The organism is Speluncibacter jeojiensis (genome assembly GCF_029589495.1).
GTDB classification, from domain to species: domain Bacteria; phylum Actinomycetota; class Actinomycetes; order Mycobacteriales; family Mycobacteriaceae; genus Speluncibacter; species Speluncibacter jeojiensis.
In genome coordinates, this window is record NZ_JAAIVF010000009.1 from 13,904 (window position 1) to 36,307 (window position 22,404).

At 72.1% G+C, this 22,404-nt stretch carries 23 protein-coding genes and 1 pseudogene; 7 read left to right on the forward strand and 17 right to left on the reverse strand.

Annotated elements, in window-relative coordinates; translation table 11 throughout:
- Positions 1–16 precede the first annotated feature (16 nt).
- The 6 genes from dapC to G4X40_RS21745 form a co-directional block, all read right to left on the reverse strand.
- A complete protein-coding gene (gene dapC / locus G4X40_RS21720) occupies positions 17–1,114 on the reverse strand; it encodes a succinyldiaminopimelate transaminase (RefSeq protein ID WP_277835722.1) in 1,098 nt (365 codons plus the stop codon).
- Position 1,115: 1 nt separating this feature from the next.
- On the reverse strand, positions 1,116–1,439 hold the full coding sequence (gene fdxA / locus G4X40_RS21725) for a ferredoxin (RefSeq protein WP_277835723.1): 324 nt from the start codon (positions 1,437–1,439) through the stop codon (positions 1,116–1,118).
- A 98-nt stretch (positions 1,440–1,537) separates the two neighbouring features.
- Entirely contained in the window at positions 1,538–2,380 is an 843-nt protein-coding gene (locus G4X40_RS21730) for a hypothetical protein (RefSeq protein ID WP_277835724.1), read from the reverse strand.
- A complete protein-coding gene (locus tag G4X40_RS21735) occupies positions 2,377–5,004 on the reverse strand; it encodes a bifunctional FO biosynthesis protein CofGH (RefSeq protein ID WP_277835725.1) in 2,628 nt (875 codons plus the stop codon). The genes G4X40_RS21730 and G4X40_RS21735 overlap by 4 nt, the downstream gene beginning before the upstream one ends.
- 68 nt (positions 5,005–5,072) lie before the next feature.
- Complete coding sequence (locus tag G4X40_RS21740; protein WP_277835766.1) at positions 5,073–5,978, reverse strand: DNA-3-methyladenine glycosylase family protein; 906 nt, start codon at positions 5,976–5,978, stop codon at positions 5,073–5,075.
- A gap of 36 nt (positions 5,979–6,014) precedes the next feature.
- Positions 6,015–6,470 (reverse strand): VOC family protein, encoded by a 456-nt coding sequence (locus G4X40_RS21745; RefSeq protein WP_277835726.1) that lies wholly within the window; start codon positions 6,468–6,470, stop codon positions 6,015–6,017.
- On the opposite strand from G4X40_RS21745, the gene G4X40_RS21750 reads away from it, so the two are divergent.
- The 3 genes from G4X40_RS21750 to G4X40_RS21760 all read left to right on the forward strand — a co-directional run bounded on the left by G4X40_RS21750 (position 6,450) and on the right by G4X40_RS21760 (position 8,311).
- Positions 6,450–7,271, forward strand: coding sequence for a helix-turn-helix domain-containing protein (locus G4X40_RS21750; RefSeq protein ID WP_277835727.1), 822 nt, complete (start codon positions 6,450–6,452; stop codon positions 7,269–7,271). The genes G4X40_RS21745 and G4X40_RS21750 overlap by 21 nt on opposite strands.
- Positions 7,268–7,453, forward strand: coding sequence for a hypothetical protein (locus G4X40_RS21755; protein WP_277835728.1), 186 nt, complete (start codon positions 7,268–7,270; stop codon positions 7,451–7,453). Before G4X40_RS21750 ends, G4X40_RS21755 begins: the two co-directional genes overlap by 4 nt.
- Before the next feature lie 165 nt (positions 7,454–7,618).
- The gene (locus G4X40_RS21760) at positions 7,619–8,311 is read left to right on the forward strand and encodes a hypothetical protein (RefSeq protein ID WP_277835729.1); all 693 of its coding nucleotides are present in this window, start codon (positions 7,619–7,621) and stop codon (positions 8,309–8,311) included.
- A 16-nt stretch (positions 8,312–8,327) separates the two neighbouring features.
- Here G4X40_RS21760 and G4X40_RS21765 read toward each other — a convergent pair whose 3' ends face one another.
- Complete coding sequence (locus G4X40_RS21765) at positions 8,328–9,155, reverse strand: SDR family oxidoreductase (protein WP_277835730.1); 828 nt, start codon at positions 9,153–9,155, stop codon at positions 8,328–8,330.
- Positions 9,156–9,264: 109 nt separating this feature from the next.
- Here G4X40_RS21765 and G4X40_RS21770 point away from each other — a divergent pair, with 109 nt between their 5' ends.
- Positions 9,265–10,521: a PucR family transcriptional regulator gene (locus G4X40_RS21770; protein ID WP_277835731.1), complete on the forward strand. Its 1,257-nt coding sequence runs from the start codon at positions 9,265–9,267 to the stop codon at positions 10,519–10,521.
- Positions 10,522–10,547: 26 nt separating this feature from the next.
- Here G4X40_RS21770 and G4X40_RS21775 read toward each other — a convergent pair whose 3' ends face one another.
- The 5 genes from G4X40_RS21775 to typA all read right to left on the reverse strand — a co-directional run bounded on the left by G4X40_RS21775 (position 10,548) and on the right by typA (position 15,889).
- Positions 10,548–10,967: a hypothetical protein gene (locus G4X40_RS21775; protein ID WP_277835732.1), complete on the reverse strand. Its 420-nt coding sequence runs from the start codon at positions 10,965–10,967 to the stop codon at positions 10,548–10,550.
- A 72-nt stretch (positions 10,968–11,039) separates the two neighbouring features.
- A complete protein-coding gene (locus G4X40_RS21780) occupies positions 11,040–11,210 on the reverse strand; it encodes a hypothetical protein (protein WP_277835773.1) in 171 nt (56 codons plus the stop codon).
- Positions 11,211–11,262: 52 nt separating this feature from the next.
- Positions 11,263–12,144: an N-acetyl-1-D-myo-inositol-2-amino-2-deoxy-alpha-D-glucopyranoside deacetylase gene (gene mshB, locus G4X40_RS21785; RefSeq protein ID WP_277835733.1), complete on the reverse strand. Its 882-nt coding sequence runs from the start codon at positions 12,142–12,144 to the stop codon at positions 11,263–11,265.
- Complete coding sequence (locus G4X40_RS21790) at positions 12,141–13,934, reverse strand: ABC transporter family substrate-binding protein (RefSeq protein WP_408642273.1); 1,794 nt, start codon at positions 13,932–13,934, stop codon at positions 12,141–12,143. Before G4X40_RS21790 ends, mshB begins: the two co-directional genes overlap by 4 nt.
- Before the next feature lie 59 nt (positions 13,935–13,993).
- Complete coding sequence (typA, locus tag G4X40_RS21795; protein ID WP_277835734.1) at positions 13,994–15,889, reverse strand: translational GTPase TypA; 1,896 nt, start codon at positions 15,887–15,889, stop codon at positions 13,994–13,996.
- Between the two features lie 244 nt (positions 15,890–16,133).
- On the opposite strand from typA, the gene G4X40_RS21800 reads away from it, so the two are divergent.
- Entirely contained in the window at positions 16,134–16,361 is a 228-nt protein-coding gene (locus tag G4X40_RS21800) for a hypothetical protein (protein WP_277835774.1), read from the forward strand.
- A 2-nt stretch (positions 16,362–16,363) separates the two neighbouring features.
- Here G4X40_RS21800 and G4X40_RS21805 read toward each other — a convergent pair whose 3' ends face one another.
- Positions 16,364–16,720: a (deoxy)nucleoside triphosphate pyrophosphohydrolase gene (locus G4X40_RS21805; protein WP_277835768.1), complete on the reverse strand. Its 357-nt coding sequence runs from the start codon at positions 16,718–16,720 to the stop codon at positions 16,364–16,366.
- A 143-nt stretch (positions 16,721–16,863) separates the two neighbouring features.
- On the opposite strand from G4X40_RS21805, the gene G4X40_RS21810 reads away from it, so the two are divergent.
- A complete protein-coding gene (locus G4X40_RS21810) occupies positions 16,864–17,151 on the forward strand; it encodes a 4a-hydroxytetrahydrobiopterin dehydratase (protein WP_277835735.1) in 288 nt (95 codons plus the stop codon).
- A 107-nt stretch (positions 17,152–17,258) separates the two neighbouring features.
- Here the strand turns inward: G4X40_RS21810 and G4X40_RS21815 are convergent.
- Positions 17,259–18,474 (reverse strand): annotated as a pseudogene (locus G4X40_RS21815) (mannosyltransferase); the annotation flags it as partial.
- Between the two features lie 367 nt (positions 18,475–18,841).
- On the opposite strand from G4X40_RS21815, the gene G4X40_RS21820 reads away from it, so the two are divergent.
- Positions 18,842–19,633, forward strand: coding sequence for an Rv1157c family protein (locus G4X40_RS21820; protein WP_277835736.1), 792 nt, complete (start codon positions 18,842–18,844; stop codon positions 19,631–19,633).
- Positions 19,634–19,700: 67 nt separating this feature from the next.
- Here G4X40_RS21820 and G4X40_RS21825 read toward each other — a convergent pair whose 3' ends face one another.
- The 3 genes from G4X40_RS21825 to G4X40_RS21835 all read right to left on the reverse strand — a co-directional run bounded on the left by G4X40_RS21825 (position 19,701) and on the right by G4X40_RS21835 (position 22,287).
- A complete protein-coding gene (locus tag G4X40_RS21825) occupies positions 19,701–20,579 on the reverse strand; it encodes an RNA polymerase sigma-70 factor (protein ID WP_277835737.1) in 879 nt (292 codons plus the stop codon).
- Entirely contained in the window at positions 20,576–21,724 is a 1,149-nt protein-coding gene (locus tag G4X40_RS21830) for an NAD(P)/FAD-dependent oxidoreductase (RefSeq protein WP_277835738.1), read from the reverse strand. The genes G4X40_RS21825 and G4X40_RS21830 overlap by 4 nt, the downstream gene beginning before the upstream one ends.
- Positions 21,725–21,819: 95 nt before the next feature.
- Positions 21,820–22,287 (reverse strand): MarR family winged helix-turn-helix transcriptional regulator, encoded by a 468-nt coding sequence (locus G4X40_RS21835; protein WP_277835770.1) that lies wholly within the window; start codon positions 22,285–22,287, stop codon positions 21,820–21,822.
- Positions 22,288–22,404 lie beyond the last annotated feature (117 nt).

The following is a 22,404-nucleotide window of genomic DNA, read 5'->3' on the forward strand; positions in this document are numbered from 1 at the left end:
GACTCGCGCACGGCACTCACAGCCGGGCGGCGGCCGCCTCGATGCGCTCATCGGAGGCGGTCAGCGCGATCCGCACGTGCTCGCCGCCGCGGGGGCCGTAGAACTCGCCCGGCGCCACCAGGATTCCGCGATCGGCGAACCAGTCGACGGTGTCGCGGCACGGCTCGCCGCGGGTGGCCCACAGGTACAGACCGGCCTCCGAATCGTCGATCCGCAGGCCCGCGCCGAGGACGGCCTCCTTGAGGATCGCCCGGCGTCTTCCGTAGCGCTCGCGCTGGATGCGCTCGTGCTCGTCCTCGGACAGCGCCGCGGTCATCGCAGCCTGGATCGGCAGCGGCACCATCATCCCGGCGTGCTTGCGGACCGCGAGCAACTCGGCCACCAGACCCGGATCTCCGGCGATGAACGCCGCGCGGTAGCTGGCCAGGCTCGAGGTCTTCGACAGCGAGTGCACCGCCAGCAGCCCGTCGAGGCTGCCCCCGGTCACCCGCGGATCGAGGATCGAGACGGGCTCGGCATCCCAGCCCAGGCCCAGGTAGCACTCGTCGGAGACGACGATCGCGCCGCGCTGACGCGCCCAGTCGACGACCTTGCGCAGGTGGTCGACGCCGAGCACCTTGCCGGTCGGGTTCGACGGCGAGTTCACGTACACCATCGACACCGGCGCGGGACCGACCTGGGCGGTTCCGTCGGCGCGGAGCACACGGGCGCCGGCCAGCAAGGCGCCCACCTCGTAGGTCGGGTAGGCGAGTTCGGGGATCACCACGGTGTCGCCGATACCGAAGCCGAGCAGCCGGGGCAGCCAGGCGATGGCCTCCTTGCTGCCGATCACCGGCAGCACCGCATCGGCGGGGATCCCGGCCAGCCCGTAGCGCCGTTCCAGTGCCGCCGACGCGGCGGCCCGCAACTCGGGGGTGCCCGCGGTCGTCGGATAGCCGGGGCGGTCCGCGACCGATGCCAGCGCCTCACGGATGACCGGGGCGACCGGATCGACGGGGGTTCCCACCGACAGGTCGACGAGGCCACCCTCGTGGGCGGCCGCGCGGGCCGTCACGTCGGCGAGCGAGTCCCAGGGGAAGTCCGGCAGGGTCCGGGCGACCGGCGTGCGGGTCAACTCACTCCTCGCCCATCGGGGGGAGCGCCTTGACGAACGGGGCGTCGTGGTCGACCTTGCCGAGCTTGGCGGCGCCGCCGGGCGAGCCGAGATCGTTGAAGAACTCGACGTTCGCGTTGATGTAGTCGCTCCACTGGTCCGGGACGTCGTCCTCGTAGAAGATCGCCTCGACGGGGCAAACCGGCTCACACGCACCGCAGTCGACGCACTCGTCGGGCTGGATGTAGAGCATGCGGTTGCCCTCGTAGATGCAGTCGACCGGGCACTCCTCGACGCATGCCTTGTCCAAGACGTCGACGCACGGCTCCGCGATCGTGTAGGTCACTGCTACTCCCTCTGCCCTTCTGACACCGACCATTTCGGGGTGAACATCCCCCACCCCAGGGGAACACCAGTATTCCCCACCCGCGGTGGGGCGCCGGATCAGGGTGCCCTGACCGCCGGTTCCGGGACCAGTTCGGCCCCGGTGTTCTCCTCGATCCAGCGCCGGCCGGACTCGCCCGCCGCCACGGCTGCGCCGCGTTCCCCGGCATAGTCGGCGAGCGCGCCCATCAGCGGCAGGTGGCCGAGCCACCGGTAGACCGCGGCCGGGCGTGGTCGCTTGTCGAGTTCGTCCGGGATCGCGCGCACCGCACGGGAGGTCGCCCAGACGGTGCGCAGCGTCGGGAAGGGGCGTGCCGGCACGGCGACGTCGTCCCGCGCAATCGGCAGCGCGTGGACGGGAACGATCTCGCGCTGGTCGATCTCGCGGCGGAACAGCACGGCGGCGAGCATCTCGACCTGCACGCCGCGATCGGTGACACCGAACTCGCGGGCGACGGCGACCAGCATCAGCGCCTGGTTGGCGACCGCGAGCAGATCCTGCAGCGGCAGCCGTTTGGCCAGCGGCCCGAGGACCCCAGGCGCGGCGACGACGACAGCACCCCAGCCGCCGGCGCGCCGGACCCACCAGTGCGCGCGGCTGCGCCGGTCCGCGCGCGCCCACGCCGCGGTGCCGGGCACGCAGGCGGCGTCCAGCAGCCGGGCCGCGAGGTCGCGGAGGTGTTCGAGCAGCCGGTGGTGCTCGAACAGATCCGCGAAGGACCAGTCCGAGAAGCCGGCATCCCAGCCCAGGTCCGGGTCCCGTCCGAACGTGCGGGCCTTGAGCCCCAGCGGATCGGCGGCCACCAGGTCGAGGGCCGGGTTGATCAGCTGCGCGGCGTGGTCGAGCACTGCGACCACGCGCGCGTCGCCGACCGGATCGACGCCGTGCGCCGGCCGGCTCATCCCACCCCCACCGCGGCGGCGCCGGCCGATTCGGCGTAGCCGGTGCTGCGCTGGCGGGCGGGCCGTCCGATGCCCTCGGCGATCGCCCGCAACTCGGCGACCGTCTTCTCCGAGCCGTGCTGCGAGCCCGCCATCCGCGAGATGGTCTCCTCCATCAGCGTCCCGCCCAGGTCGTTGGCGCCGCCCTGCAGCATCGCCTGGGTTCCGGCGGTGCCGAGCTTGACCCAGCTGGTCTGGATGTTGCGGATCCGGCCGTGCAGCATGATCCGTGCCAGCGCGTGCGCGGCCCGGTTGTCGCGCCGGGTCGGCCCCGGGCGCGACGCCCCGGCCAGGTACAGCGGCGAGGACTGGTGCACGAACGGCAGCAGCACGAACTCGGTGAACCCGCCGGTGCGGTCCTGGATGCCGCGCAGGATGTTCAGGTGCCCGACCCAGTGGTGCGGCTGGTCGACGTGGCCGTACATCATCGTCGAGCTCGACGGGATGCCCACCTCGTGCGCGGTACTGACCACGTCGATCCAGCTCGAGGTCGGCAGCTTGCCCTTGGTCAGCACCCAGCGCACCTCGTCGTCGAGGATCTCGGCGGCGGTGCCCGGGATGGTGTCCAGGCCGGCGGCCTTGAGCTCGGTGAGCCAGTCCCGCACGCTCTGGCCCCCGCGGGACGCGCCGTTGACGATCTCCATCGGGCTGAACGCGTGCACGTGCATCGACGGCACCCGCGCCTTGACCGCGCGCACCAGGTCCGCGTAGCCGGTCACGGGCAACTCCGGGTCGATACCGCCCTGCATGCACACCTCGGTCGCGCCGGCGACGTGTGCCTCCCAGGCCCGGTCGGCGACCTCCTCCGCCGACAGTGTGAAGGCGTCCGCGTCGCCCTTGCGCTGCGCAAACGCGCAGAACCGGCAGCCGGTGTAGCAGATGTTGGTGAAGTTGATGTTCCGGTTGATCACGTAGGTGACGTCGTCGCCGACGGCGTCTTGCCGCAGCGCGTCGGCGAGCGCGACCATCGCCTCGAGTCCCTCGCCGTCGGCGTTCGCCAGCGCCCGGTACTCGTCGTCGCTGCAGCCCGCGGGGTCGCGTTCGGCGTGACGCAGCGCCGCCAGGACGTCGGAGTCGACGCGGGCGGGCGCGCTCAGCGAGAGCACCTGCTCGCGCACGGTGTCCCAGTCGCCGAACGCGCTGCCCAGGTCGGAACGCGTCTCGGTGTTGCGGCCCTCGGTGTCGATCGCCGTGTTCAGGTCGACCCGGCCGGACGACGACCACTGCTCGTCCGGTTCCTGCCACGGCGAGCCGGTCGGGCAGGTGTCGGGCCGGGCCAGTCCGGTGTCGGGGTCGACCAGCGCCGCGACGTGGCCGGCGATGCGCGGGTCGATCCAGGCGGCGCCGGCGCGCACGTACTTCGGCTGGGCCGCGACCCGTTCGCCGAGTTCGAAACCCGCGGCCGCGGTGAGTTCGGCGAGTGTGTCGAGGTTCGGCCAGGGTCGCTCCGGGTTGACGTGATCCGGAGTGAGCGGCGAGACCCCACCCCAGTCGTCGACGCCCGCCGCGAGCAGCGCCGCGCACTCGGACGCCGACACCAGGTTCGGCGGGGCCTGGATGCGCATGCCCGGCCCGAGCAGCAGCCGCGCCACCGCGATCGTCGCCAGGTACTCGTCGAGGTCCGCGTCCGGGGTGTCGCGCATGGCGGTGTCCGGCTTGGCCCGGAAGTTCTGCACGATGACCTCTTGCACGTGACCGAAGGCCTTGTGCGACTTGCGGATCGCGTGCAGCGACTCGGCCCGGTCGGCGACCGTCTCACCGATGCCGACGAGGATGCCGGTGGTGAACGGGACGTTGAGCCGGCCCGCGTCGGTCAGCGTGCGCAGCCGGACGGCGGGATCCTTGTCGGGGCTGCCGTGGTGGCACTGCCCCTTCTCGGTGAACAGGCGGGTGGAGGTGGTCTCGAGCATCATGCCCATCGACGGTGCGACCGGCTTGAGCCGGGAGATCTCCTCCCAGCTCATCACCCCGGGGTTCAGGTGCGGCAGCAGCCCGGTCTCCTCGAGCACGCGGATCGCCATGGCGCGCACGTAGTCCAGCGTCGACCCGTAGCCGCGGGACTCGAGCCACTCCTGCGCCTCCGGCCAACGGTCCTCCGGCCGGTCGCCGAGCGTGAACAGCGCCTCCTTGCAGCCCAGTTCCGCTCCGCGGCGGGCGATGTCGAGCACCTCGTCGGGGTCGAGGTACATGCTCTGGCCCTCGGCCTTGAGCTTGCCCGGCACGGTGACGAACGTGCAGTAGTGGCAGCGGTCCCGGCACAGCCGGGTCAGTGGGATGAACACCTTGCGCGAGTACGTGATCAGCCCGCGCCCGTCCGCGCCGAGCCGTCCCTCCGAGGTCAGGCCCGCATCGCGCACCCGCGCGGCCGACTCGCACAGGTCCCGCAGGTCGTCGCCGGTGGCCTGCAGCAGCGCGGTCGCCTCGTCGACGTTGAGCGTGGCGCCGTCGCGGGCCCGGCGCAGCACCCTGCGCATGGCCGACGCGGTCGGGGCGTCCGGCCGGGCCGCGGGCACCGTCGGGTCGGGGAGCATCTCGGGCTGGGAACTGTGGTCGCCTGTCGGGGTCACCCACCGATCATGCGCCATGGGCCGTGCCGGGACCACCGGGGTCCCGGACGGCGCGCCACGAATCCGCGGCAGTGTCCGGGGCAGGTTCAATGGCCGCGGTGGTCGGTCACCGGGGTGCGCGGGCCGAATCGCGGCAGCCGGGCCGCCCCGCTGACCTCGAGCAGCCGCACGGCGCGGTAGCGGTGCGGTTGCAGCGGTTCGAGGTATTCGAGCATCCCGGCGTCGTCGAGCGGACGACCCAGCAGCGTCCAGCCGATCATCGGCGCCAGGTGCAGGTCGCCCACCGACAGCGCGTCGGCGTCGCCGAACGCCCGCTGCGCGACCTCGGCGGCGGTCCACTGCCCCACGCCGGACAGGCTGCACAGGCGGCGCTGCGCCTCGTCGGGCCGCAACCGTGTGGTCGCCTCCAACCGCGCGGCACGCTGGGCGCAGCCCACGATGGCGCGGGCCCGGCGCGGGTCGACGTTTGCGCGGTGGAACTCCCAGGACGGCACCGCCCGCCAGATCTCGGCCGACGGCGGCACCCGCATGCCGGCGGGGGCCGGGCCGGGAGCGGGCTCGCCGAACCGGCTGAGCAACCGCCGCCAGGACGCGAAGGCGGCGACCGAGTGGACGCGCTGCTCCAGGATCGCCGGGACCAGCGCCTCGAGGACCCGGTCGGTGCGGCCGATCCGCAGCCCGGGGCAGCGGCGGTGCGCGTCGGCGAGCACCGGATGCTGCGGCGCGAACCCGTCGACCCGGTCGTGCGCGCCGAGCAGCGCGGCCAGTCCGTCGACCGCCTCGGCCGCACCGGCACCCCAGGCCTCGCAGTGCACCCGGTCGCCGCGCTGGGCAAGCCGGCAGGTGGCCGGTCCGGATTCGGGCCGGGTGGTGCGCCACAGCGCGCCGTCGTCGCCGCGGCGGAAGGCGGGGTCACCGGCGCCTCGCCGATGCGGCCGCAGCAACTGCTCGACGGTCGCCGAGGGTACGACGGTCACCGTCGCCTCGACCACCGAGCCCGCATGCACACCCCGATGGTACGAGCGGTGTCAGCCGTCGACGGCGGCGATCCGCACGGTCCCGTCGGCGGCGACGGAGAAGCCGGGGTTGTACGCGACCTCCCAGCGGAACCCATCCGGGTCGGCGAAGTACCCCGACACCCCGCCCCAGTCCCGCCTCGTGGCGGAGGTGATCGCGGTGGCGCCGGCGGCGACCGCCCGGTCGATCACCTGGCCGACCGACTGCTCGTCGGGGACAATGTGTCCCAGCGACATCGGCGCGGCCGTCGGCCCGTGCCCGACACCGCCCGCCTCGGCCGAGAGGTCGTCGACGCCCCACAGCGAGAGGAGCAGTCCGTGCCCGATCTGCACGAAGATCACCTCGCCGGGCACGTCGAGGACCGGTTCCCAGCCCAGCCCGTCGACGTAGAAGCGGCGGGACCGGTCCAGGTCGCGGACGCCGAGCGTGAGGACGTCGACCCGCGGTTGCATGCGCTCTGTTCCCATGCCGAGCACGCTACGGAGGTCGCGGCCGCGAGTCTGGAAGAAAACGGCCACATCGGCGGCTACTGCGAGGTCCCGGTCGACGAGCGGCCGGACCTGTTCGCGTGCTGGTGGGTGCACCGGAACGTCCCCGGCGCGGCGGCCACCGCGACCCCGCCGACCACCGCGACGAGGACGACGCCGCGGATCCTGCCGGACAACTGCGCCGACATCATCGTCACCGACCGCGGGCGTTCCTGGTTCGTCGGCCCACCCACCCGCGCCGACCTACCCCGGCTCACTGCCGGTGAGGTCGTCTACGGGTTGCGGCTGCGTACCGCCGCCATCGAGGCCGTCACCGGGTGCGCGGCGGATCTGACCGACACCGACGCCGGCCTCGAGGATCTCTTCGGCTCCCGCACGGCGCGCGAGTTGATCGAACGCATTCCACTCGGTCCCGCCGCGGTCGGCGAGGTGCTGCGCCGCCGGTGGGCCTCCCACCCCGTCGACGAGCGGGCGCGCCGCGCCGTGGCGGCACTGACGCACCCCACGCGTGACCGGATCGGTTCGGTCGCAACGGAACTCTCCTGGTCGCCCCGGCACTTCCGGCGCCTTGTCGAGCAGGCGACGGGACTGTCGCCGAAGACCATCCACCGGGTGGCCCGGCTGCACCGTTTCCTGGCCTCGGCCGAGGGCTCCCGACAACCACTCGCACGGGCCGCGGCGCAGGCGGGCTACGCCGATCAGTCCCATCTGGGCCGTGAGGTCCGTGCACTGGCGGGGATCTCGCCGGCCGCACTGTTGTCGGAACGGAGTCGACGATGACCACCCCAGCCCGCAACTCGGGCGGCGACGCCGGGACCGCCGAACCGACCGTCGACGAGTCCGATCTCGGCGGCGACCCCGTCTGCTGGCTCGACCGGGTCTGCCCGGAGTGCGGGCTGTTCCTGCCCGAACGCCCGCCCACCGTCTGCCCGCGCTGCGACGCACAGGTCGACGGCGACTGACCCCCGCCCCCGATCCCACCCGGCCCGATCGTGCCGGACCGAATTCCGCTCGGGCCGATCGAATCTCGGCGATCACAACGGGTGTGTTCCCGCCCCCGCGGCGGCAGGCTGTGTGACACCTCGGCTCCCCGAGCCGTTCCGGGTCCACAGAAGCGAGAACATCCCATGCAGATCAGGAAGTACGCCGTCACGTCGGCGCTGGTGATCGCCACCGTCGGCGCGGGCACCGGCCTCGCCCAGGCGGCGCCGCCGGCCGCCTCCCCCGCCACGGCCTCCGCGCCGGCTGCCACCCACACCGCCGACGGGGTCGGCTGGTCGGTAACCCGCACCGGGCAGCACGTCACGGTGCGCACCGAGTCCGGTTCGCTGGCCGTCGAATCCGGCCGGCTGGTCGTGCGCGACGATCGCGGCACGATCGTCGAAGCGGTGCCGCTGGCGCTCGAGCACGCGGGCAACCTCTACCCCGTCGCGGCGCACGTCGACGGCCGCCAGGCGACGCTGGCCGCGTCGCGCACCCCCTCCCCGCTGTCCGCCCGCCTGCACCAGGTGGACCTACCCGCGGCGGTCGGCGGGGTCCGGGATGCCATCGGGCTGACCGCATCGGTCGGCGGGTTCCTCGGCGCCGCAACCGGTTTGGTCGGCGGATGCCTGCTGGGCGCGACCGCGGCCGGCGTGGTCTCGGCACCCGCGGCCCTGCTCTTCGGCGCGGGCCCGCTGGCCGGCTGCGTCGGCGGCGCACTGCTGGTGGGCACCACCGCGTCGCTCGCCGGCACCGCGGTCGGCGGCATCGGCTCGGCGCTGGCCAACGCGCCGCAGTTCATCCGGCTGCTCAACGCGCCGCCGGCGAAGAAGGGCTGAACCGGGCGAGGAGCGGTCAGCAGGCCCGCACGCGGTCCTCGTAGGCGGCGCGCGCGGCGGTGTCGTAGCCGCTGATGAACTGCGACTCGACGCCGAACAGCCGGCTGACCGCCTCCCACAGCGGGCCCGGGACGAAGCCCTGCGCCTGCACGAGCAGGCCCGCGACCCGGGTGAGGCGCACCCGCGGTCGAGGCCGGGTGAGCAGGCCGGCGATCGCGTCGGCGACCTCCTCGGGCTGCACTTGGCGGAAGCCGCGCATCCCCGTCGTGCCCGACGCCAACTGGGTGTTCGTCAGGTTCGGCAACACCGACGAGACGTGCACCCCGGTGCCGCGCACCTCCTTGCGGACCGCATCGCTGAAGCCGAGCACGGCGTGCTTGGCGCCGCAGTAGGTGGACAGGCCGGGCATCGGCAGCTCGCCGGCCAGCGACGCGATGTTGACGACGTGGCCGCGGCCGCGCGGCACCATCCGTTGCAGGGCCAGCTTGGTACCGATGATCACGCCGAACACGTCGATGTCGAGGATCCGCTTGGTGACCGCGTCGTCCTCGTCGACGATCCGGCCGACCGGCATGATCCCCGCATTGTTGATCAGCACGTCGAGCGGCCCGACCGTCGCCTCGACGTGGTCGAGGAACGCGGCGAACGACGCCGGATCGGTGACATCGACGCGGTGGTGGGCCGAGGTTCCCAACTCCGCGGCCGCCGCCTCGAGCGCGTCGTCGTCGATGTCGCCGATCGCGACGCTGGCGCCGAGCGCGACGAGCCGTCGCGCCGTGGTGTGACCGATGCCGCGGGCACCGCCGGTGATCGCGACGACCCGGCCGTCGAGGGGCTTGCTCATCGGGGACTCCACTTCTGGTGCTGACGTTGACGAGTGCTGTGATCCTGTCCCAATCCGAGCGCCGCCGACAGGCCCGAACAACCGAAGTCACCGCTACTATTTGTGCCTGATGCACAATCCTGCCGACGGGACCCTGACCGAGCTGATGGCCGGCCTCGCGCCGCACTACCTGCAGCCCGCGATCATCGAGCACTTCGTCGCCCTCGTCGACGACGAGATCGCCGCCCAGACACCCGAGGTCGCCGCCGATGCCGAGCTGCGCCGGGACGTCGACGCCAGCACCCGCGCCCAGTTGCAGGTGATCATCGCCGCGGTCGCGCGCGGCTCCGACCAGATCACTCCCCCTCCCGAGGCCGCCGCCCTCGCACGCACCGTCGCGCGCCGGGGACTGGACCTGCGGGTGCTGCTGCGGATCTACGGGACCGCCCGGCAGTCGGTACTGCACTTCGTCGACGAAGCCGTCGGCGAACTCGACGTCGACGCGGAGACCAAACGCCTACTTCTGGTGCGGGTCTGGTCGACGGCGGTGCGCTGGCTCGAGTTCACCACCGATCTGGTGGTCTCCACCTACGCACAGGAGCGCGAGGAGCGGGCGCGCGGCGTGCAGGCCCGCCGCGAGGAGACGGTGCGCGCCCTGCTGACCGGCGCCGCGATACCGGTCGACGAGGCCTCCCGACTGCTCGACCACCCCCTGCGCGGCCCGCACACCGCGCTGGTGGTCTGGACCGGGGACACCGAGCCCGCGGCGGACGTGCCGACCCGGCTGGACCGCTTCGCCCGGGCGTGCGCGGACGACCTCGGAGCCCGGCAGATGCTGACGGTGTCCGCGGGCGCCCGGGAGGTGTGGGCCTGGGCCGCGGCACCGACCGGGGCGCCGGGGCACGCCGCGGCGCATCTCACCGTGTCCCCGCCGACGGGGCTGCGGGTAGCGGTCGGCACGACCGGGCGGGGACCGGCCGGCTTCGTGCGCAGCCACCGGGAGGCCGTCGCGGCCCGGCGCATCGCGACCGACATGCCCGCCGCTCCCGCGGTCGTGCACCACGACGACGTCGAGGTCGCGTGCCTGGTCTCCGGCGACCGCGATGCCCTGCGAGCCCTGGTCGCCCGCGAACTCGCCGGACTGGCCGCCGCGGACCCGACCGCGGCGCGACTGCGTGAGACGGTGCGAACCCACCTGGCGTGCGGCGGCCGGACCGGTGCCACCGCTGCGGCGCTGGGACTGCACAAGAACACCGTCCGCTACCGCCTCGAGCAGGCGCGCGACCTGCTCGGACGCGACCTCGGGACGCGCCGGCTGAAACTGGAGATCGCGCTGCTGGCCGTCGACACCTACGGCGCGGCGATACTCCCGGAGCAGCGCGCCTGATCGGGGCTGCGCAGCGGATGCCGGGGTCAGCGGGCGCCGGCGGCCCCCCGCGCGACCGCGAGGTTCACCGAGTTGCGCACCAGCACGACCAACGCCGGCACAACTCCGAGCACCAGCAGCAGCGGTGTGGTCCAGTTGCTGGGCAACAGCACGTCGCCGCCCGGCCCGCCGAAGGTGCACACCGCGAAGGCCGCGGTCCAGGCGATCAGCGGCAGCGCACGCACCCACGTCCGGTCCGAGAGACGGCAGGCCTCGAGGATGATCAGCACGTTCAGCACGCCGGCGACCAGCGCGGACACCGGCATCGGAACGGACCCCACGTGCAGCGGCAGGAACAGCACCGCGAGCACCGCCAAGATCACGCCGTCGACGATGAGCAGCCCCATGATGACGCGGTCGAGAATCGACGGAAGACGCCCGGGGTCCGCTTCGCTGCTCACACTCATGCGTCGATTTTCCGGCATCGGCCCGCCTTCACGGAAACCGGGGCGTCCGGCACGAGTGGTCCCGGCACCCGATCACGGCACCGGCGGGTATCCCAGGTTGGTGAGCATCTCGCTCTGCATGTGCACGAATCCGTACAGCGCGTTCATGTAGGCCTCGTGCTGGGACGGCCAGTCGGGCTTCATCGAGTTCACGAACGCCACGATCGCGTTCTGCACCGACCAGTTCATCAACAGCCTCCGCATCGTTCACCGTGTGATGGAGACCACATTAGTCGCTCGGCGGCGCAGCGGACCGTCAGGCCCGCACGCCCGCGAACAGATCGTGTTCGCGCCCGTCCGGGCCCCGTTCACCGTGGCGCCCCCGCACCAGCACGAAGTGCTCGCGGTCGAGGACCGGCTGCGCGATCAGGTTCGACAGCGTGTAGGAGCGGCCGTCGGGGGACACGAGCACCTGGGTGGCGTGCGCCGCGAGCGCGGCTCGCTTCTCACCCAGCACGCCGCGGATGTCGATCTCGGTGGTGACTTCGGCGGCCGGCACCGCCGGCAGCTCGCCCGGGTGCGGCATCCGCCAGGCGTCCGGCCTGTCGCCGAGATCCGCGAGACCCGCGGCGAGGGCATCGTCCTCGGTGACCGTCCAGTACAGCTTCGCCGGCTCCCACGGCGCGCCGCGGTCGGGGAACCGGTCGGTGCCCGCCGCCTCGACCGCGGCGGTCGTGATCCGGTGCACCTGGATGTGGTCGGGGTGCCCGTAGCCGCCGACCGGGTCGTAGGTGACGACGACGTGCGGTCGCAGGTCGCGGATCACCTGGACGACCGCACCGACCGCCTCGTCCCGGTCGGCCCGCACGAACGCACGCGGGTGTTCGGCCGACGGCGTGCCGGCCATCCCCGAGTCCCGCCAATGCCCGGCCCCGCACAGGAACCGGGGAGCGAGCGCGCCGCCGGACAGCTCGCCGAGCGCGGCCTTCAGCTCGGCGATGCGGTAGCCGCCGAGCTGGTCGGCCTGCCCCGTGACCAGCTGCGACCAGCGCTCACCGATCACCTCGCCCTCCTCGCCGAGGGTGCAGGTCAGGACCGTGACCTCGACGCCCTCCGCCAGGTAGCGGGCGATGGTGCCGCCGGTGGTGATGGTCTCGTCGTCCGGGTGCGCGTGGACGAGCAGCAGGCGGCGGCTCATCGCGGCGTCCGCGTCCAGCCGCTGGCGTCCGCGAACACCCCGGCGGCGACCGGCGCGTCCAGCGACACTCCCGCGACCGTCGGCCCCGAGGCCGCGACGGTGGTGTCCTGCAGGATCGGCAGCACCGCCGCCAGGTTCCACAGCGCCGGTTCGACCGCCGGGAGCACCTCTCCGATCGGGCGCTGTCCCTGCAGCGCGGCGTCGATGTCCGGCTGCACCGCGGGATCGCACGCGCCGGACAGGTTGCTCGGCGGCATCAGACCGCTCGGCGGCGGCAGCGGCTCGCTCGGCGCGTCCGTGACCGTCGGTGTCGGCGCCCCTGTGGTCGGGGTGGGGGCGTTGGGGGTCGCGGTGGGCTGGGCCGTGGCGGTCACCAGGCCCGGCGGACGTGCCGCGTTGGCCGCGAAGCACCCGAACCGGGACTCCAGCGAGGTCGCCGGGTCCCCGCCGACCTGCGACCAGCCGACGATCGCGCCGACCGCGCCGGAGTTCAGTTGCAGGCCGTAGAGCTGCTCGGGATCGGTTGGGGCGACGGTCGCGTCGATGCCGGCACCGCGCAGCATGTCGGCCGCGCTCGAGGCCACCGCACCGGCGGTGTCGTCGCCCGCCGGGACGCCGATGACCAGCTTCAGCGGCTTGCCGTCCTTGAGCAGCTTGCCGTCGACCTCGGTGTACCCGGACGTCGCGAGGTCGGCCAGGGCCTGCCCGTGAGAGATCGGCGGCGGTGCGGTCGGCGCGTAGCCCGGATCGGAGGGCGCCAGCGTCTGGGCCCGGTCCGGGGCGGATCCGCTGACGCTGCCGGCGCCGATGGTCGCCAGCCTGCCTGCGTCGAGCAGACCCATCAGCCCGCGGCGCACGTTGATGTCGTTGAGCGCCGGGGTGCGGGTGTTCAGCGTCAGCGACAGCAGCCGCGGCTGGAACTGCCGGATCGCGTGCACCCCGGGGATCGCGGCCAGTTGCTCCTCGGTGGCCTCGCCGCCGTGCACCTGCGCGACCTGCGCGTCATCGGTACGGAGCGAGTCGGCGACCTGAGCGGCGGTCCCGCCGCGGCGCAGCAGGATCTGGTCTGGGTCGACCCGTGAGCCCCAGAACCGGTCGTTGCGTTCGAGCAGGATCTCGTCGCGTCCGCGGTCCACCGACTTGATCTGGAACCGGGAGCCGGACACCGAGATCGTGTCCTTGAGCCCGGTGTTGAACCCGCCGGGCGAGTCCTTGACCAGGTGCGACGGCAGCAGGTCGGTGAACAGTTCCGGCCACGCCGGATACGGCTGCCGGAACACCACCGACACGGTCTTGCCGCCCTCGCCGGACGCCTTGACGTCGCTGATCTGGGCATAGCCGGCCGGATTGACCACGCCGGGCTGGCTGATCATCTGCTGCCAGAGGTACCGGAAGTCCTCCACCGCGATCGGTGCGCCGTCGGACCACTGTGCGTCGGTGCGCAACTGGTAGGTGACGGTGAACGGGCTCTGCGAGGTCACCCCTGCGGACACCAGCACGGTGGGGTCCGGCTCCCAGCGCACCTGGCCCGGGTGGTCCGCGACCGCGACGGGCCGGAACGGGCTGGGCAGCACCAGCGAGGCCACCGCGGTGTTCGTCGGCGACAAATCCGCCAGCAGGTGCGGGTTGAATCCGCGGCCGACGCTGTCGATCGCCACCGTCACCGTCGTCTTGGTGCGGGTCGGCGTCGTCGTGACCGGGATGTCGGTGCTCTGGATCGGCGGCGGCGGGTTCGCCGTGCACGCGGCGAGCGCGAGCACGCCCGCCACAATCAGCCCGGCACGCAGCACCCGGGTGTCCCTACGACTCGCTCGAGTGCGGGCAGGACGCCCGGGTGCTGGGCGCGTCACTATCCGGCGGCCTTGTCGCGGGACTTCGCGCGGGAGCGCTCGCGGGCCCGTTCCGTCGACGACAGGTGCAGCTTGCGCACGCGCACGATCTCCGGCGTGACCTCGACGCACTCGTCGGCCGCGCAGAACTCCATGGCCTCCTCGAGGCTCAGCGTGATCGGCTTGGCGAGGGTCTCCATCACGTCGGCGGTCGCGCTGCGCATGTTGGTCAGCTTCTTCTCGCGGGTGACGTTGATGTCGAGGTCCTCGGCGCGCGGGTTGATGCCGACGACGTGGCCCTCGTAGCTGTCGGCGCCCGGCTCGACGAAGAACGTGCCGCGGTCCGCGAGCTGGATCATCGCGAACGGGGTCACGGTGCCCTGACGGTCCGAGACCAGCGAACCGGTGTGCCGGGCGCGGATCTCGCCGGCCCACGGGGCGTAGCCGTGGAAGACCGCGTTGGCGATGCCGGTGCCGCGGGTCTCGGTGAGGAAGTCGGTGCGGAAGCCGATCAGGCCGCGCGAGGGCACGATGAACTCCATGCGCACCCAGCCCGCCGCATGGTTGGACATCTGCACCATCTTGCCCTTGCGGGCCGCGAGCAGCTGGGTGATCCCACCGAGGTGCTCGTCGGGGCAGTCGATGGTCAGCTCCTCGTACGGCTCATGGACCTTGCCGTCGACCTGCTTGGTGACCACCTGCGGCTTGCCGACGGTCAGCTCGAAGCCCTCGCGGCGCATCTGCTCGACGAGGATCGCCAGCGCCAGTTCGCCACGGCCCTGCACCTCCCACGCGTCGGGGCGGCCGATGTCGAGCACGCGCAGCGACACGTTGCCGATCAGCTCGGAGTCCAGCCGGGTCTTGACCATCCGGGCGGTGAGCTTGTGCCCCTGGACGCGGCCGACCAGCGGCGAGGTGTTGGTGCCGACGGTCACCGAGATGGCCGGCTCGTCGACGGTGATGGTCGGCAGCGCGACCGGGTTCTCGGTGTCGGCGAGGGTGTCGCCGATCATGATGTCGGGGATGCCCGCGACCGCGACGATGTCGCCGGCGACCGCCTCCTCACCGGGCTGACGGTGCACGCCGACGGTCTGCAGCAGCTCGGTGATCTTGACGTTCTTCACGCCCTCGCCGTGCATCCACGTGACGGTCTGGCCCTTGCGCAGGCGACCGTTGTGCACGCGGACCAGCGCCAGCCGGCCGAGGAAGTCGGACGCGTCGAGGTTGGTCACGTGCGCCTGCAGCGGCGCCTCCACGTCGCCCTTCGGGGCCGGGACACAGTCCATCAGCACCTCGAACAGCGCATCGAGGTTCTCGGCGTCGGGGGCGTGCCCGTTCTCCGGGCGCTCCTTCGACGCCTTGCCCTCGCGGCCCGAGGCATACAGCACCGGCAGGTCGAGTGCCAGCTCGGCGGCCTCGGCGGCGTGGTCGTCGAGATCGGAGGCCAGGTCCAGCAGCAGGTCGTGGCTCTCCTCGACGACCTCGGCGATCCGGGCGTCCGGACGGTCGGTCTTGTTGACGACCAGGATGACCGGCAGGCAGGCGGACAGCGCCTTGCGGAGCACGAAGCGGGTCTGCGGCAGCGGCCCCTCGGACGCATCGACCAGCAGCACGACGCCGTCGACCATGGACAGGCCGCGCTCGACCTCGCCGCCGAAGTCGGCGTGGCCGGGGGTGTCGATCACGTTGATGACGGTGACCGTGCCGTCCTGGTGGTGGCGGTGCACCGCAGTGTTCTTCGCGAGGATCGTGATGCCCTTTTCGCGCTCGAGGTCACCGGAGTCCATCACCCGATCCACCACCTCCTCGCGTTCGGCGAACGCGCCCGACTGCCGCAGCATGGCGTCGACGAGGGTCGTCTTGCCGTGGTCGACGTGGGCGACGATGGCGACATTACGGAATGAGGTGGTGCTCACGCGGGGCGTTCTCCTGGTTGTGCTCGATGTGGTGTGCTCGAATGCGGCCGGCCTGGTGATAGACCGGATTCGATGGCCGCGCGAGCCGAACACGTCAAAACTCCGCCCCGCCTCACAGCCTTGACTAGACTACCCGCCCTTACGGCCTCTCGACTGCGGCAGGGCACGTTAACCTTGGCTGACCGGCGTCGGCGCACGCACGCGGCACCCGCCGGACACCGACGAGCCGAGGGGAGCCGGGACCGTGGGCAAGCACAAGTCGGGCGGCAAGTCGGCCACCGCGAAGTCACGGGACAAGAAGGCACGCAAGGCCCGCAAGGTCGCGGGCCTGACCCCGAAGAAGAAGTGCTGCAAGTCCAGTCCCCGCTGCCTGCGCTGCCCGGTCGTCGTGCACCGGATGCAGAAGGCGGCCACGCACGATCCGAGCGACAAGAAGCTGGTCAAGGCCCTCAAGAAGGCGCGCGCCGCCTGAGCTCACGCGAGCAGGGCCAGCAGGTCCGGCAGCCAGGCCCGGTCGTTGTCCACCAGCTCGGCCGCCAGCAGTCCGTCGGCGTCGACCCAGCGGATTGCCGTGTGCACCAACGGCACCGGCTCACCGGCGATCAGCTCGGCCCGGTACGCCCGCAGCACCTTGCCTCCCGGCAGCGGGACATCCACCCCGATCCGCGGCCCCACCTGCGCCTGCACCCGCAGTTCCTCGTGCAGTTCACGGCGCAGCGCCTGCGCCGGCGTCTCCCCCGGCTCGACCTTGCCGCCCGGCAACTCCCACAGGCCGGCGAGTTCGGCCGGGTGCGACCGCCGGGCGAGCAGCAGCCTCCCGTCGCGCACCATCGCCGCGGCCACCACTTCCTGTCCCGTCACGCGCCAGACGGTAGCGCCCGCCGCACGACGCTGTGACGCCCGCCGCCCACCGCCCTTTGACGCCCGCCGCCCACCCCCTGGTGGGGCCGCGCCGCCGGTGGAACGATCGAGGCATGGCCAAGCTGTTGACGGACACCGAGATAGACGCGGAACTGGCGGACCTGCCGGAGTGGAACCGTGACGGTGACACCCTGGTCCGCATCATCAAGGCGGAGACATTTCCCGCCGCGATCGACCTGGTCGACCGGGTCGCCGTGGAGGCCGAGGCCCGGAATCATCACCCCGACATCGACATCCGCTGGCGCACGGTCACCTTCTCGCTCACCACCCACGCGATGGGCGGGATCTCACCGTTCGACGTCGGCCTGGCACACGCGATCGACCGCATCGCGCTCGGCTGACACCGCCTCGTGCTCGACTGGCACCGCCTCGTGCGGGGCGGGCGCCAGTGGCACCGGAGCGGAGGCGCCGACGTGGGTGTCGGACACCGCGCCGGACGGCAGCGCCCTGCCCCTCCGTCCCGCGTAGGCGACCCACGCCAGCAGCGCGAGCGCGCCGACCACGTTCACCGTGCCCAGCCACGCCAGCACCCAGTGCCGGGAGATCTCCCAGATGGTCGGCTGGAAGAAGCTGAGTACCCACGCGACGCCCACCAGCATGGCCACCAGCCAGGCGCCGGCCAGGATCTTGGTACCCAGCAACTGCCGCATCGGACCGTGCAGCATCCAGATCAGCATCGGCACCACCCACACCCAGTGGTGGGTCCAGGAGATCGGTGAGGCCAGCAGGCCGAACAGCTGGACGATCACCAGGGTGCCGAGCCGGTCGTCCCTGCCGAGGGCGCGCCAGGCGAGCAGGCACAGCACCACCGTGACGGCCATGCCGCCGAGCCAGAGGGGACCGGAGCCGACGTCGTGGCCGACGATCCGGCTCAGCGCCCCACGCATGGACTGGTTGATCACCGACCCGACCGGGCCGATCCGGTTCGGGTCGCCGAGCAGCTTGGTGAAGTACCGGTGCGCCTCGTGGCCCATCACCAGGTAGCTGATGCCGATCGTCGCCAGGAACGCGACTCCGGAGAAGACCGCCTCCTTCCAGCGCCGGCGGGCCAGGAAGTACAGACCGGTCACCGCGGGCGTCAGTTTGATCCCCGCCACGAACCCGACCAGTCCGCCGGCCAGCCACCAGCGGGTGCTGCGGACCGCCACCATCACGCCGAGCACCAGGAAGACGTTGACCTGCCCGTAGTCGAGCGTCGTGCGGACCGGTTCCAGCCACATGCCCAGCACGGTCCACAGCGCCGCCGCGGTACGCCAGCGCTGCTCCGCCGCGACCTGCTTGCCGAGCAGCAGCTCGAAGCTGATCCGGACGACCCCGTACAGCGCCGCCACGGTGAGGATCTGCCAGCACACCCCGACCAGCTCGAACGGCAGATAGTGCAGCGGGAAGAAGACGATGGCGGCGAACGGCGGATATGTGAACGGCAACGGGAAATCCGGCGTGTACCGCGAGAACGTGAAGTCGTAGAGGTGCCCCGACCGCAGCACTGCCGAGCCGTCGACGTACACGTGCAGGTCGACGAGGTTGTGCCCGTTGGGGCCGAACAGCGTCCAGACCAGCCGGATCAGCATCGACAGCGCGAGCAGCCACAGCGCGTGGGCCTGCACCCAGCGCGCGACGCGGACCGGGACGGTCGGCGCCGCCGTCGAGCGGGACGGCGGCATCGCCCCTCGCGCATTCTCAGACACGGCCTGGTGCACTCCCGATCGGATTGGGTACCGGGACGCGCCCGAATTGCCTCGTAGACGATAGCGGGCGGGCGGATCCGGCGACCATCGGCGTCGGCGCCACCATCCCCGGCCACGCCCGGATCATCCGGTTCGTCCCGAATTCCACCAGTTCACTCCAGTAACAATTGCATCACTGTGCATATCGGCCACTTCGGCCACGCACTAGGGTCGGCTGTGGACAGGCCTCGACGGCAGATGATGTCAGCAGGTTGGCGACAGGACGGGACGATCTAGTAGCTTGCAGGCCGTACGCCACCATCAGCTTCACCGACAGAACCGACCGACAAGGATGGACACAACGGTGCTCCGCATTCGAGGAACGAAAAGGACCGTCGCGGCTGTAGCGATCGCAAGTGCGGCCGCCCTCGTCGCCCCCGCTGTCGCGTCGGCCGATCAGCCGCACACGCCGCCCCCGGCCGCCCCCGCCGCGCCGAGCCCCGAGCAGCTCACCCTGCTGCAGGCCTTCGCGCCGGCGATCATCGGCGCCGCCGCCGACACCTCCGACCCGAGTGGGGCGCCGAACTCGCAGATCCTCGGCCAGGCGAAGAACCTGCTGGACAACTCGAACCTGCCGAAGGACATCAAGGACAAGCTCGGCCAGGTCATCACGTTCCTCGACGGCAGCGGCGGCGGCGGGCCGAAGATCCCGCAGCCCACCGACCCGCACGCGCCGGTGATCCAGCAGTTCCTGTTCCCGACCATCGGCAAGAACTGCATCGGCGGCACCTCGGACGCGGTCGGCACCGCGCTGATGACCGGCGGACCGCAGGCCGCGCCGAAGCCCGGCCCCGGACCGCACCAGGCCGGCTACGTCTTCACCGCGCTGGGCACCTCGGGCGCTCAACCCAACCCCGCGCAGCCACTGAACGTGTCCTGGGTCAACCTGGACACCCACGCGTCGGGAATCCAGGCGCTCACCAACGAGGCCGGGATCAACAAGGACGGCCCGACCACACTGTCCACCGTCGTCAACACCGGCTCCGGTCGCATCATCTCGACCGTCTACGGCTCGATCACCAGCAAGGGCACCGACGGCCAGGCGCCGGTCACCTGCTCGATCCTGCCGACCGTCGGGATCGGCGTCGTCAAGTAGCGCCTGGTACCCCACCATCGTCAGCGGCTCCGCGGGATCTTCCCGCGGAGCCGCTTTCGTCGCGCGCTCAGCGTGCGGTCTCCCGTGACCGCGCGAATGCGGCGAGCTTGTCGGGATTGCGCACGATGTACACGCCCGACACCAGCGCGTCCGCCACCTCGACGAGCAGCACGCAATCCAGCCGGTCGCCCGAATAGATCGCGACCGCGGGCATCGCGTTGCAGGCCATGGGTTCCAGGCGCATCTGCGGCACCCCTATGCGCACCAGACCGGACAGGTACCGGGCCACCCGCTCCCGGCCGACCACGGGCCGGCGCGCCGCGCTGACCTTGCCGCCGCCGTCCGAGATCTCGACGACGTCGGGGGCGAGCAGGTCCATCAGCGCCTGCACGTCGCCGCCGAGGGTCGCCGCGAGGAAGGCCTCCGCGACCTGTTGCGCCAGCACGGGATCCGGGTCGAAGCGCCGCCGACGCGCCTGGACGTGCTCCCGGGCGCGGTGCGCCACCTGCCGCGCCGACGCCTCGGTCCGGCCGACGCACCGGGCGATCTCCCGATACTCGAACCCGAACACCTCCCGGAGCACGAAGACCGCACGCTCGTCCGGGCCGAGGGTCTCGAGCACCAGCAGCATCGCCATCGAGATCGATTCGGCGAGAACGACATCGGAGGCCGCATCCGCGTCGACGCGGATCGGTTCGGGCAGCCAGCTGCCGACGTACTCCTCGCGGCGCCGCGCGCTCGACCTGAGCTGGTTCAGTGCCACGCGGGTGACGATCCGAGCCAGGTAGCTGCGCGGGTTCTCGACCTCGTCCGCCCGGACCGCGTTCCACCGAAGGTAGCTGTCCTGGACCGCGTCCTCCGCGTCGACGGCGCTGCCGAGGATCTCGTAGGCGATGGTGAACAGCATGGACCGGTACTCGGCGAACACCTCCGCCGGCCCGGTCACGAAGGAACCCTTGCGCCGGTGTCGGTTTCGTCGAGTCCCGCCCGGGGCCCGCCGGCCCAGCGATAGTCACCGTCGCGGATGTACCGCAGCGTGCCGCGACAGATCTGCTCCTTGACGCTCGCACCCAGGCGGCCCCGCACGGCCCAGCGGCGCGCGCTGTCGTCGGCCCGCACGGTCTGCACGTACCCGCCGCGGCGGCCGAGGCTGATGCACTGCAGCACCATGCCTATCGACAGCGGTTCCGGCGCCCGCCCGTCGATCTGCGCGAGCACCGTGTCGGCTCCGGTCGCACCAAGCGGAATCGCCGCCTGACAGCTCATACGCAGATGCGCCGCCACCCGCCGCGGCGGGGCGACCGCGTCGCCCACCCCGACGATGTCCGGTCGCTCCACGCACACCAACGATTCGTCCGTGCGCAGCCGGCCGGCCGCGTCCACCGGCAGTCCGCTCGTGCGCGCCAGGTCGGGCACCTCGAATGCCCCCGCCCAGACCGTGCAGGCGCTGGGCAGCGCGGTCCCGTCGTCGAGGTCGACCGAGTCGGACCCCACCCGTTCGGCCCGCACGCCGGTGCGGACCTCGACACCGAGTCGCTGCAGTCGCGCCGTGACCCGGCGCCGGCCCCGCTCGGGCAGCCCGCCGCCGATCGGCCCGGCCGACAGCAACCGCACGGCCAGGTGCGGGTGGGTTTCCGCGATCTCGGCCGCCGTCTCGACCCCGGTCAGGCCCGCGCCGACCACCGTGACAGGGTCACCGGCGTCCAGTTCCCGCAGGCGTCGTCGCAGCCGCTGCGCGCCGGCCAGGTCCCCGACCGTGTGCGCCTGCTCGCGGACCGCGGATCGACTGCCGACCGCGTACACCAGCCGGTCGAATCCCAGCTCGCCGCCGTCCGACAGCAGCACCGAGTTCCCGACGATCCGCGTGACCGCCGAGATGCGAAGTCCCACACGTGGATCCAGCACCGACGCCAATGGCGCCACCGCGTCACCGGTACCGGCCGCCAGCTGGTGCAGCCGGATCCGCTCGACGAACTCCGCGCGCGGGTTGACGACCGTCACCCGTACCCGGCCGTCGCCCTTCGACACCAGCCTGTTGGCAGCCATCACCCCGGCGTATCCCGCGCCGACCACCACCACATCCGTCACCATCGTCGCCACCCCTTCCACGTGTCCATCGAAGTCGTCTGACGACCTCAAGACACCGCGACGGCCCGGGATGTGACAGCACCGTGACGTGTTCTACGTCACGGCACCGGCGGCTCGTCCGGCCGTGGCCAGATGTTGCCCTCGAGCGCCTCGATCCCCGTGTTGAACTGCAACAGCCCGTCCCGCAGCCGATCGAGGTCGGCGCGGTTCCAGCCGTCGACCACGCGGGCGATGCCCGCCCGTGACGCCCGACGGTCGAGACGCAGCGCCGCCAGGCCCTCGTCGGTCGCACGGATCTTGCGGGCCAACCCACCATCGGGGTCGGGAACCCGGTCGACGAGCTTGTGCCGCACCAGCGCGCCGACCTGACGGTTGACGGTGGAGATGTCCAACCGCAGGGCCGTCGCGAGCTCCTTGAGGCTCATCAGCCCCTCGAGTTCGAGCCGGCCGAGGATGACGTAGGCGGACCGGTCCAGATGCTGGTCCTGCGAATGCATCCGGGCCCTGATGTAGTGCCGCGACAGCAGGGTCAGCTCGTACTCGATGCCCGCCACCAACTCGACCATCTCGTCGACGCTCTTCGTCACCGTGCCGTCTCCGTCGTCATCGTCTCGTGCCTCGTCGTTGCCCGTACGGGTCTGCCATCATGCCCCGTCGCGCCTCGTCGGCGGTCGCTCGTCCCA

Coding starts and splice junctions, on each gene's coding strand:
- G4X40_RS21805 (WP_277835768.1), bottom strand. CDS start 16,720: ATGGTGCGCGACGGGAGGCTGCTGCTCGCCCGGCGGTCGCACCCGGCC.
- G4X40_RS21745 (WP_277835726.1), bottom strand. CDS start 6,470: ATGGGAACAGAGCGCATGCAACCGCGGGTCGACGTCCTCACGCTCGGC.
- G4X40_RS21770 (WP_277835731.1), top strand. CDS start 9,265: ATGCACAATCCTGCCGACGGGACCCTGACCGAGCTGATGGCCGGCCTC.
- G4X40_RS21810 (WP_277835735.1), top strand. CDS start 16,864: ATGGCCAAGCTGTTGACGGACACCGAGATAGACGCGGAACTGGCGGAC.
- G4X40_RS21730 (WP_277835724.1), bottom strand. CDS start 2,380: ATGAGCCGGCCGGCGCACGGCGTCGATCCGGTCGGCGACGCGCGCGTG.
- G4X40_RS21835 (WP_277835770.1), bottom strand. CDS start 22,287: ATGGTCGAGTTGGTGGCGGGCATCGAGTACGAGCTGACCCTGCTGTCG.
- mshB (WP_277835733.1), bottom strand. CDS start 12,144: ATGAGCCGCCGCCTGCTGCTCGTCCACGCGCACCCGGACGACGAGACC.
- G4X40_RS21765 (WP_277835730.1), bottom strand. CDS start 9,155: ATGAGCAAGCCCCTCGACGGCCGGGTCGTCGCGATCACCGGCGGTGCC.
- G4X40_RS21775 (WP_277835732.1), bottom strand. CDS start 10,967: ATGAGTGTGAGCAGCGAAGCGGACCCCGGGCGTCTTCCGTCGATTCTC.
- G4X40_RS21755 (WP_277835728.1), top strand. CDS start 7,268: ATGACCACCCCAGCCCGCAACTCGGGCGGCGACGCCGGGACCGCCGAA.
- G4X40_RS21735 (WP_277835725.1), bottom strand. CDS start 5,004: ATGGCGCATGATCGGTGGGTGACCCCGACAGGCGACCACAGTTCCCAG.
- G4X40_RS21830 (WP_277835738.1), bottom strand. CDS start 21,724: ATGGTGACGGATGTGGTGGTGGTCGGCGCGGGATACGCCGGGGTGATG.
- G4X40_RS21760 (WP_277835729.1), top strand. CDS start 7,619: ATGCAGATCAGGAAGTACGCCGTCACGTCGGCGCTGGTGATCGCCACC.
- G4X40_RS21780 (WP_277835773.1), bottom strand. CDS start 11,210: ATGCGGAGGCTGTTGATGAACTGGTCGGTGCAGAACGCGATCGTGGCG.